This is a genomic window from Rhodococcus sp. As11, from assembly GCF_048957735.1.
Lineage (GTDB): Bacteria > Actinomycetota > Actinomycetes > Mycobacteriales > Mycobacteriaceae > Rhodococcus > Rhodococcus gordoniae.
In genome coordinates, this window is the sequence record NZ_JARDJE010000038.1 from 1 (window position 1) to 10306 (window position 10306).

Sequence of the window (10306 nt, forward strand, 5' to 3'; positions counted from 1 at the left end):
TGGCTCGGTTTACCGCGGTAAACCGAGCCACCGTCTGCGCCTGCTGGACTCGAACGGGCGACATTCGGCGGGATCCGCAGTTCGAATCGTGGGCAGGGCGGTACATGCGCCTATACCCAAGACGTGATTCGTTCGATCCTGGTTTACCGCGGTAAACCGCGGCATCTGTTGTACAGATCCGCGTAATAGGGGAGCGGACACGGCATCCGAGCGTCGGTGCTGGCCACGCCGATGACCAGACGGCCCCGCAGCAGTGGTCCGACAGCCCCGGGTGTCGATCGCGCCCAGGTGGAAGGGGAGTGGGTTGCTATGAGGCGACCCCTCGATCCTCCGGTGCTCGGTGACGTCGAAGCTCCGGTAACTCGTGTGTAAGTACAACAAGAATCCGTCGCTCTGCTCGAGCAACCTCGCGGCATCCTGCCGTTCTGAGGCCCGGTTTACCGCGGTAAACCGGGCCTCAGAACGGCAGGATGTGTAAACGGTAAGAGGGAGGTGAAGCGTCACGCAACGCGCGAGAGCCCCGCCGCCCGGACTGGGGCTCGCAAGGATGTACTCGCCGGTGGATCCGGAAGTTCGGTCGCGTAGGGGGAGGGGAGGGGCAGCCTCCGAAGTGCGGGAGCCAACGACCAGGGGGGGGGAGGGATGCGTAGTGACCGCATCGAATCGCCCGTCCTTCGCTCGGTCGAATCTCAGTAGGTCTGCCGAAACCCGTCACGATACCGAAATGGTGGGCGATCGTGCGCGATGCGATGTCGCAGCAGCGGCGCGCCCCCTGCCTAAGTACGCGTCGTATGACTTGGAGGCGAGTTTCGTAATCGAGCAAGAGTCGGACGTGCGGTCGATCCGTGCGCGACGCGACCTCGAAGGGGTAACCGCTTCGGTGGTTTACCGCGGTAAACCACCGGCCGCTGGAGGATCTGGACCAGTACCGCTGAGCCAGCTCGCTCTGCGAAAGCAATCTCGGCAGGACGGAAACTCGGAGCCTCGTCCATCCCCGTCATCGGTGTAACTTCCGCGTCGCTCAGGGGAATTCGAGACGCTGTGACTGCAGTTCTCTATGAAAGAAACCCTCGGACATTTGATGTCACTGTGACGAAATGGGGGAGGGGGAGGGAGTGCATTTCGCCTCCTGCGGAAAGTGTCGCTTCATCCCGCGACGTCCCGGGGCATTCACGACACGCTGAAGCGGTCACAGATTCTCTGGCGTCGAACCCAGCCGGACGTAGGTCGGGGGAGTGCCCGCGTGTGTTCGTCGGCCTCGACCCGGCCGGGTTTCCATCCATGCGTCGACAGTCTCAGGGAGCCAACCGAATCGGGGACCGATAGACGCATCGGCTTGCGGCAGAACACCTTTCCGTAGATAACCTTTGGCGGTGTTGTAGGTGATACCGACACGGTCGGCAACCTCGTGCAAAGTCAGGTAGCGGAGCACATCTGAGATGATACGGCGAAAGGTTGTTCCGTAGACCTGTAAGGGTCTATTGTACGAGTTGCGCGCCTCATCGAACTGCATCAGCACCGATGCGGCGATGCGGGCGCAACCGTCATCTCCGCCAGAAGATGGCGAAGCGTAGTCCGAAGTAGCCCCACCGTGGGGTGAAGCATACGGAGGTAACCTATGGCTGTTCATGTCATGCTCAACCAAAAGGGCGGCGTCGGAAAATCCACCCTTACAATGAATCTCGCCGCAGTCAAAGCGGACGTTCTCACCGCCGGCGACGATGACGACGTCCAGTCCCCGGTAGCAGCGATCTCGGTGGACCCCCAGGGATCCGCCGTCTGGTGGGCCTCCCGCGTCCAGGAATTGCCGTTCCTGATCGACCAGGTTCACGACAATCTCGACGTGCTCCGCAATCTCGACAAACTTCCCGGTATCAAGCACGTCTATGTCGATACCCCGGGCTGGATCGATCTGTCCGGCGCCGACGACGGCACCGATGTGCTCGGGACCGGCAGCTCCGCCGACGCCCTACGCGCCGTCCTCGAAGTCGCCGATCTGGTCATCGTTCCCATCGAGCCCGAACCGCTCTGCTTCGACCCCACGGCTCGGACCATCAAGCAGGTCATCGAACCCCTCGGTAAGAAATTCATTGTCGTTGTGAACAACTGGGACCCCCGGGACGGCAAGGTCGACCTCGAACAGACACGAGAATTCGTCCAGGCCAACGGGTGGCCACTTGCGCGAACCGTCGTGCGGCACTACAAGGTTCACACTCGAGCCGCCGCGGAGGGCAGGGTCGTCACCGAGTACGAAGCCAACCGCGTCTCTCTGCAGGCCCGGGAGGATTTCTACAAGCTCAGTCTCGAGCTCGCGGACGGTGGTCGCTGATGGCGCCCAAGGGTGGGCGCGCAAACTTCGCCTCCTTGGTCGGAGCAGTAGGCGACAACTCTCCGGTAGACCGTAAGCGCACTCCCACACCGTACAAGGTTGTTGCCCGGCCCGTCGAAGGTCAACTGCTCGCTGATGTTCCCGTCGGCCGGCTCGTTGCCAACCCCAGAAACCCACGCGACGAACTCGGGGACCTGTCCGACCTGGCTACGATCGTCGACCGGCAACTGCAACCGGGAACCGTCGTCAGCCGCGCAGCCTGGCTGAAACTGTGGCCCGAAGACGAAGACGATATCGGCACTGCCGAGTACATCGTCGTCAACGGCAACCGTCGTCTCGCTGCCGCCCAGAAGTACGGGCGTCCCGGACTCGATGTCGTCCTGCGCGACAGCATCGCCACCGATAGAGGAGAGATTCTCTGGGCTGCAACAAGTGAGAACATCGACCGCCGTGACTTCGACGTCCTCGAAGAAGCCAAGGCCGTCGAGCTGATGGTCTCCGAGTTCGGCAGCGCCGACGCAGCAGCGAAGAAACTCGGCCGCTCCAAAGGCTGGGTGTCCCAGCGCCGCGCCCTGCTCAAACTCGCACCCGAACTTCAAGCAGCCCTGCGCGCAGGCGATCTCGCCGTTCGTCAAGCCCGATCTCTGGCCCGAGTTCCGCTCGAGGAACAGGTCGCGGCATGGCAAGCGGCACAAAATTCTGAGCCGGAACCCGAAGTCGAGCCTGAGGCTTCGGATTCGGAGGAGCCACAGCCGAAAGAGCCTGCGAGCAAGCTCGAGCCGGTGGACAAGGTGGCTCAGGCACTCAAACGACTCGGCGCAGATCCGGATGTGCTTGCCGCGGCAGTGCGTAAGCACTTCACCGATGACGAGCGCCGCAAGCTCATCGATGCGCTCGAGCTCCGGTAGGCACGACTCGGAGACGGCGCCGGTGGAGCGCAGAAGGACTGCAGTGGTGAGCCGATGAGCGGAATCGACGACCAGATCGCCCTTTTCGATCTCGATCCCGAATCCGAAGAGCCGACGGTCGAGCCACCTGTCGCCGAAGAACCGACGTCCGACACGCCCGATGCGCCGCCGGAAAATCTGTCGGCCACCGACGCTGACACCGCCGCATCCGACGCGGATGTTGCCGCCGGCACCGACCAGGTGCCGGATCTTCCGGCCGAGTCTCGACCATGGGAGTCGCTACCTGTCACCGAGGATGCGGACGGTCACGCCATCATCGTCACCGCCGAAGCCACCTACACACCGTCGGGTGCCCGTCTGACCGGACCGGTCGACTCGATCGAGAAGCTGGACAAGCTGCTGCACTGGGCAGCATTGACTCCGCACGGACTCACTGCACAGGTGTGGTTCGTCGGGATCGACTCGTGCGCCCAGCTCGGTTGGACGATCGACCCCGGCAGTGAAGACGACGTCGACGACCTCGAACAACTCCGCCAACGCGCTGCGACCGAGCTGACCCACGCTATCGCTGCCACTCTGCCGCCTCTGATCGCTGCAGGTTGGGAACTGCGCGGCGATCCCGGCTACGTCATCCATCTCCTCCGCAAGGTCGGTAAAGCCACTCAGATGGTCGATCTCGTCCTCGAGCCCTACGTGTGGACCTACTGGAACAAGGACTTCGGCTGGGGTAACCGCGTCGGAGACATGGGCATCCTAGGCAACCCCGCCGCCGGTACCTACCTGCCCGACGACGACCGTCCCGCCGCCCGCGAACTCGGCCGCCGCCTGGCCTGGTCCGTCAAGCACCTCGACACCCTGCCGGGCCCGACCCCCGCCCGCACCGGTGCCGCCGTACTGGACAAGATCCGTCGCGAACGCCTCCGCACCGGCAAAGGCATCGTCGTCACGGCCGGCGGGCCCCTCCCACCGATCGCCGACGCCCCACGCGGGGACCTCGAACCGGCCGCCGGCTGGTCCCGTATCCCCGACGCCGACGACCTCGATGGTGCCTCCGCGCTGGTCACCATCGACCAGCGCGCCGCGTATCTGGCTTCGGCGGGCATGCTGTCGTTCGGCTACGGCCGGATCCGCAATCTCGTCGGTGACGATGCCGCAGCCGCCGCAGCAGTCGACAAGCCGGCTTTCGGCCTCTGGCGCGTGACTCTGCCCGCCGCAGCGCAATTCGGTCTACCGGAGAAGCTGCCGCTACCGCATCCGGCGATGCTCGACGACCGGCCGGTACAGACATGGATCACTACCGTCAGTCTCGACGGACTGTGCGCGCCCATCGCCGACGGGGGAATGGGGCTCGATGCCGACGACCTCGACGTCACCGAGGCCTGGGTCTACGAGGAACAAGGTCGCGCCCTGGACAAGTGGGCGAAAGTGTTGCGCGAGGCCCGCACGGTGACCGTCGGCACCGGCGACGTTGCCATGAAACGTTTTCTCGGCGCCTGCTACAAGGGCTATGTCGGTCGGATGGTCAATCCGGACATGTGGACCGCGACTCGCATGCACCACCACCACCAGCCGTTGTGGCGAGCCGCGATCATGGCGCACTGCCGGTGGCGTGGCCGTCGCGTCGCGATGCGCATCGCCCGTGAGACCGGGCGCTGGCCGATCCGCACCATGACCGACTCCTGGGTGTATCTGGTGGGGGAGGGGCAGACCCTTGCCGACGACAGCGACGCGCTGGGCAAGATGACCCTGGAAAAGCACATCGATCTCACCGATGAGATGCTGCTGGCCTTCGCAGGAGCCGAGACCACCCACGAGGTCCGTCTGGCGATCGCCGCTGCCTACGGCACCGACACCGACAAGGGGGAGTAGATGGCGCTGCACCTCCCGAAACCCCGATCGAAAGCGGTGCCGCAGAAAACGGTCGGTCTCGACGGCATGAAGGTCACCGTCGCCGCCGCGGCAGCCGCCGGTGTCGCCAAGGCACAGGAAACCAGCAGAGGCCTGGCCGGCTTGACCTCGCGAGTCTCGGTCAGACAGATCCGCACCGAGATCGGCAACGAGGGACTGCGGCAGGCATCCATCGACGCCGGTCGCACTCCACCATCGGACCGAACGCTGCGCCGTTGGGTTCAGCAAGGCCGCATCCCCCATGCCGAGGTGGCCGAGTTGGCCCAGCGTCGCGCTGCCATCGCACGGCTCGGTGGAGTGAACAAGGTAGCGAGGAAGATCGGCCGCAGCCCCTCCTCGGTGCGTAAGTACATCTCCGGCAAGACCAACGAACTGCGCAACGACGCACGGTCGAAACTTAAGGACGTCAAGGCCAAGGACGTCATGGGTAAGGCCGGGGTCTTCAACCCCGACGGCACACCGAAGATTGCCACCATTCGCGTCACCGGCCGTGTCCATGTACGCAACGGTGATGAGGCCGGCTACGACTACCGCACCCGCACACTGGACTTCGGCAACTCGGACGTCCCGTTCAGCGCCGTCGAATCGGAAGCGTTGGCGGCGGCGCTTGCCAACGACGACCAAGCCCGAGTCGTCGCTATCCTCGAACGCCACGCGACGATCGACTATCCCGAGAACAAAGGGTTCGACGTCTACAGTGACCAGTTCGGTTTCCACTTCGACGCAATCGACAGCATCGACGTCACCTGGCACTGACCGACACCCTCGTTCCTGTTGCGGAATGAATGCAGGCGCGCAACCCGCTGACTCAGCGCTGGGGCTGTCCATATCGTCCAGCGGGTGTGATCCTGCTCGGCAGGCCGAATGTCAGCTCAGACGTTCGAGCACCATCACCATGCCCTGATCGCCACCGACGCACATCGTCTCGACACCGAACTGCTTGTCGTGGGTGCGCAGGTTGTTGATGAGCGTCGCCCTTGCGTGCTCGTCCGATCGGCGACCGTACGGCGGACACGATGACAGCTTCGGGCATGGTGTACTCCTGACAATAGCGGGGTCACAGGCCGAGGTCGCGGCCGATGAGTTCCTTCATGATCTCGTTGGATCCGGCCCAGATCTTGGTGACCCGGGCGTCTTTCCAGGCTCGGGCGACACGGTATTCGTTCATGAACCCGTAGCCGCCGTGCAACTGGACGCAGTGATCGAGCACGTCGTTCTGTATCTCGGCGGACCACCATTTGGTCTTGGCGGCGTCGACGGCAGTGAGGGTGCCGTCGACGTGCGCCACAATGGCCTGGTCGACGAAGGCCTGGGCGGCTTCGACCTTGGTGACCAGTTCGGCGAGCAGGAACTTGTTGTGCTGGAACGAGCCGATCGGCCGGCCGAAGGCGTTGCGGTCCTTGGTATAAGCGATCGTTTCACGCAGGATCTGGTCGACGTGGGCGATGTTGGAGACCGCGCAGCCCAGGCGTTCCTGGGGGAGGCGATCCATCATGTGTATGAAACCGCGGTCCACCTCGCCGATCACAGCGCTCTCGTCGAGGCGCACGTTGTCGAAGAACAGTTCGGCAGTGTCGGATTCGGGTTGGCCCACCTTGTCGAGCTTGCGGCCGCGGGTGAAACCGGGGGTGCCGGTTTCGACTCCGAACAGAGTGATGCCGCGGGCGCCGGCGCCAGGGTTGGTGCGGGCGGCGACGACAACCAGATCGGCGGAACAACCATTGGTGATGAAAGTTTTCGATCCGTTGAGCACCCAGCCGTTACCATCTCGGACCGCGGTGGTCTTCAGATTCGCCAGATCGGTGCCGCCGGAAGGTTCGGTCATGGCGATGGCCGTGAGGATTTCGCCGCTGCAGAAACCCGGCAGCCAACGGCGGCGTTGGTTCTCGGTGGTCAGTTCGGTCAGATACGGGGCGACGACGTCGATGTGGATACCCAGACACGACGACAGGGAGGCCGAGATCCGGGCGAACTCCTCGGTGATCACTGCGGTATATCGGTAGTCGGAAGCCTCCGATCCACCATATGTTTCGGGGATCTGCAGACCGAGGAAGCCGTGCTTGCCGGCTTCGATCCACACATCCCGAGGCACCGCCCGATCCTCGACGAAGTGTTCGGTGCGGGGCGAGACCTGGCGGTGCAGGAACTCACGGACCGACGACCGAAAAAGTTCGTGGTCGTGGTCGTAGAGGGTCCGATCCATGAGACATCCTCCTTGCGGGAACCCCGTCGTGAAGTGAACAGAAGCGATGTGATGGCTGGGTCGACATGGGGCCGAGGGAGAGCCCGACGATCTCTCGCCGTACGACGCGCCATGCACCCGAGATTCGGTAGGACTGCTCAGGCCACTATCGCCACACCGAGAAGCGCAACAAGCAGCACCCACCCGGTGGCGGCGGCGGCGAGGATGAACGGCCGCGGACCGACCGAGCGCAGCAGACTCAGCCGGACTCCGAGTCCGAGCCCGAACATCGCCGTGGTCAACAAGGCCGATTGAACGAGCGCGGCCTGGTCGACGACGACGTCGGGGAGCAGCCCCGACGACCGGACTGCCACCAATGCGAGGAACCCGAGGAAGAAGACCGGGACCAGCGGCGGTCGCGTGCCGACCGTCGCGCCGTTCGTTCCCTTCTCGCGGCAACGGCGTCGCTGCACGAGCCCGAAATAAGCCATGACCGGGGCCAGCATCAGCACACGCGCAAGAGTGGCCACGGCAAGTGCACTGCCGCCGATCACACCGCCGGCGGCGACCACCTGCGCGACCTCATGGATCGAACCGCCGGCGAGGATTCCGGCCTGTAGATCGTTCATCCCCATGATGTGTGCCAGCAGCGGGATACCGGGGATCATTGCAGTGCCGAAGACGACGACGAGCGCGATGGACGTGAGGGTCTCCTCGTCCTTCGCGTCGACCACACCGTCGGCGGCGGCCACAGCAGCCGCACCGCAGATCGAGAATCCGCACGCGATGAGGACTCGTTGAGTCCACGACAAGCCGAGGAGCCTGCCCAGGTACATCGTTCCCGTGATGCCGAGCGTGACGATCGCGATGACGACACCGATGACACCCCACCCCAGTTCGATGATGTCGCTGAACATCAATTGGAGTCCGAGGACAGCGATGCCGAGACGGAGCAATCGTTTGGTCGAGAATTCCACCCCGGGCCGGATCCACGCGGGCAACGAGACCAGATTGGCTGCCAGCGCCCCGAGGACGATGGCGATCAGCATCGGGTTCACGGCCGGTATCAGACCACCGAGCAACAGCGCGGTCCCGGCGCCGGCGACGCACAGCGCGATCCCAGCGGTCAGAGCGATAGCTCGGGAATGCGCGCGCGGCGTAGTCTCGGGCGTCGTGTCGGACTGTGCGGCGACGGGCAATTCCGGTGTCACGTGCAGATCGCCGATCATCCCCGAACACCTTGCAGTTGGGGTTCTGCTGCGGCGAGTTCGCGCTTGAGGATCTTGCCTGTGGCGGTCGTCGGCAGGATAGTGGTGAATTCGATTGCTCGCGGATATTTGTAGGCCGCCATCTGGTCTCGGCACCAGACGATCAATTCTTCTTCGGTGATCTGCGCACCGGGTTCGAGGATGACGAAGGCTTTGACCTCTTCACCGTGGGTGGGGTGGGGGACCCCGACCACCGCAGCGAGCGAGACCGCATCGTGGGTGATCAGTACTTCTTCGATCTCGCGGGGGTAGACGTTGAAGCCGCCACGGATGATCAGGTCCTTCGCTCGGTCGACGATGTAGTAGAAGCCGTCGGCGTCCCGTCGCGCGAGGTCGCCGGTGCGCAGCCAACCGTCCCGCATCACCTCGTCGGTGGCCTCGGGTCGCCCGAGATATCCGGACATGACGTTGTGGCCGCGCACCGCGAGTTCTCCGATGACGCCGGGGTCGGTAAGGGTGTTCCAGCTCGCGTCGACGAGCCGAGCTTCCACACCCCACACCGGTACCCCGATCGATCCCGGTCGTGGATCCCGTTCCGGGTCACTGAACAGCGCCAACGGTGAGGTCTCGGACAACCCGTAACCTTCGAGGATCTGTACGCCGAATCGTTCGGAGAATCGGGTCAGAATCTCCACCGGAAGCGCTGCGCCGCCGGAGATCGCCCGGCGCATCGTCGCGGCGATCCGTTCGACGTCGACGTTCTCGTCCACCGCATTGAGCAGGCCCCAGTACATCGTCGGGACGCCGGCGAAGACGGTGACACCCTCAGCGGTCATCACGTCCAGCGCAGCACGGGCGTCGAAGCGAGGCAGGAGCACCAAGGTGGCGCCGACCGACAATCCCGCATTCATCATCGCGGTCTGTCCGAACGAATGGAACAGCGGAAGCGTGACCAGATAGGTGTCGTGGCGTACCGGGTTGCTGTCGAACAGTCGGTTGGCGGTGATCGCGTTCATCACCATGTTCGAGTGAGAGAGCTCGGCCCCCTTGGCTTTTCCAGTGGTTCCGCTGGTGTAGAGGATCACTGCGGTGTCCTGCGGCTCACGCACCGCCGACACGAACTCTGCCGGCAGGCCCGCCAGAGCTGCGTCGAGTCGTTGCACGTCGCCGGTTCCGGCATCACCGCCCTCGCCGACCACGAACAGCTCCCGGCACATCGGTGCCGATGCGAACGCGGTTCGCCCGCCCTCGCCGATCGGCAGGTCCGGTCCGCCTTCGAAGCAGAAGTAGGCCAGAGCGCCGGAATCGTCGAGATGGTAGGCGATCTCACGGCTCTTGAGCATGATGTTCAGCGGCACTACGACGGCCCCGGCTTTGAGGATGCCGTAGTAGACGATCGCGAATTCCGGCACGTTGGGAAACGACATGGCCACGGTGTCACCCGGCGTGATACCTCGCTCGACCAGCAGGTTCGCTACCTGGTTCGCGCGGGCGTCGAGTTCGCCGTAACTGATCCGGGTGTTTCCGATCACCACGGCATCGCGGTGTGGGTACCGGCGGGCGGAATCCTCCAGAAGAACGGACAGGTTGAGCATGATGGGGTCGCTTTCAGGATTCGGACAAGGCAGTGGATTCGGCGATCGAGGACAGCGGTGCTCCGGTGGCGGCGCGCACCTGATCCTCGGTGACGCCCGGGGGCGCACTCGGTCAGGACGAGGCCGTCGGCGGTCACGTCGATCACCGCGAGGTTGGTGACGATGCGCTGGACCAC

The 10306-nt window shown here is 64.2% G+C and carries 7 protein-coding genes and 1 pseudogene; 4 read left to right on the top strand and 4 right to left on the bottom strand.

Translation table 11 applies throughout. The features are described from left to right. Positions 1 to 1618 precede the first annotated feature (1618 nt). The 4 genes from PV766_RS23720 to PV766_RS23735 are packed head-to-tail and all read left to right on the top strand — an operon-like array spanning position 1619 to position 5901. Positions 1619 to 2329, top strand: coding sequence for a ParA family protein (locus tag PV766_RS23720; RefSeq protein ID WP_026003342.1), 711 nt, complete (start codon positions 1619 to 1621; stop codon positions 2327 to 2329). Then, the gene (locus tag PV766_RS23725; RefSeq protein WP_064063717.1) at positions 2329 to 3237 is read left to right on the top strand and encodes a ParB/RepB/Spo0J family partition protein; all 909 of its coding nucleotides are present in this window, start codon (positions 2329 to 2331) and stop codon (positions 3235 to 3237) included. The genes PV766_RS23720 and PV766_RS23725 overlap by 1 nt, the downstream gene beginning before the upstream one ends. A gap of 54 nt (positions 3238 to 3291) precedes the next feature. Beyond that, entirely contained in the window at positions 3292 to 5106 is a 1815-nt protein-coding gene (locus tag PV766_RS23730) for a hypothetical protein (RefSeq protein ID WP_421098092.1), read from the top strand. Further along, positions 5107 to 5901, top strand: a complete 795-nt coding sequence (locus PV766_RS23735; RefSeq protein WP_421098093.1) for a hypothetical protein — start codon at positions 5107 to 5109, stop codon at positions 5899 to 5901. It begins immediately after the preceding gene. Between the two features lie 301 nt (positions 5902 to 6202). On the opposite strand, the gene PV766_RS23740 is transcribed toward PV766_RS23735, so the two are convergent. From PV766_RS23740 to PV766_RS23755, 4 genes and pseudogenes are all read right to left on the bottom strand, one after another. Then, positions 6203 to 7348: an acyl-CoA dehydrogenase family protein gene (locus PV766_RS23740; RefSeq protein WP_421098094.1), complete on the bottom strand. Its 1146-nt coding sequence runs from the start codon at positions 7346 to 7348 to the stop codon at positions 6203 to 6205. 137 nt (positions 7349 to 7485) lie between these two features. Next, positions 7486 to 8556 (bottom strand): YeiH family protein, encoded by a 1071-nt coding sequence (locus PV766_RS23745; RefSeq protein WP_421098095.1) that lies wholly within the window; start codon positions 8554 to 8556, stop codon positions 7486 to 7488. After that, the gene (locus tag PV766_RS23750) at positions 8553 to 10130 is read right to left on the bottom strand and encodes a long-chain-fatty-acid--CoA ligase (RefSeq protein ID WP_421098096.1); all 1578 of its coding nucleotides are present in this window, start codon (positions 10128 to 10130) and stop codon (positions 8553 to 8555) included. Before PV766_RS23750 ends, PV766_RS23745 begins: the two co-directional genes overlap by 4 nt. A gap of 13 nt (positions 10131 to 10143) precedes the next feature. Beyond that, positions 10144 to 10306: pseudogene (locus tag PV766_RS23755) on the bottom strand (succinyl-CoA--3-ketoacid-CoA transferase); the annotation flags it as partial.

Bases quoted from the DNA above. Each gene is read 5' to 3' on its own strand.
- PV766_RS23750 (WP_421098096.1), bottom strand. From the start codon at position 10,130: ATGCTCAACCTGTCCGTTCTTCTGGAGGATTCCGCCCGCCGGTACCCA.
- PV766_RS23725 (WP_064063717.1), top strand. From the start codon at position 2,329: ATGGCGCCCAAGGGTGGGCGCGCAAACTTCGCCTCCTTGGTCGGAGCA.
- PV766_RS23735 (WP_421098093.1), top strand. From the start codon at position 5,107: ATGGCGCTGCACCTCCCGAAACCCCGATCGAAAGCGGTGCCGCAGAAA.
- PV766_RS23720 (WP_026003342.1), top strand. From the start codon at position 1,619: ATGGCTGTTCATGTCATGCTCAACCAAAAGGGCGGCGTCGGAAAATCC.
- PV766_RS23745 (WP_421098095.1), bottom strand. From the start codon at position 8,556: ATGATCGGCGATCTGCACGTGACACCGGAATTGCCCGTCGCCGCACAG.
- PV766_RS23740 (WP_421098094.1), bottom strand. From the start codon at position 7,348: ATGGATCGGACCCTCTACGACCACGACCACGAACTTTTTCGGTCGTCG.
- PV766_RS23730 (WP_421098092.1), top strand. From the start codon at position 3,292: ATGAGCGGAATCGACGACCAGATCGCCCTTTTCGATCTCGATCCCGAA.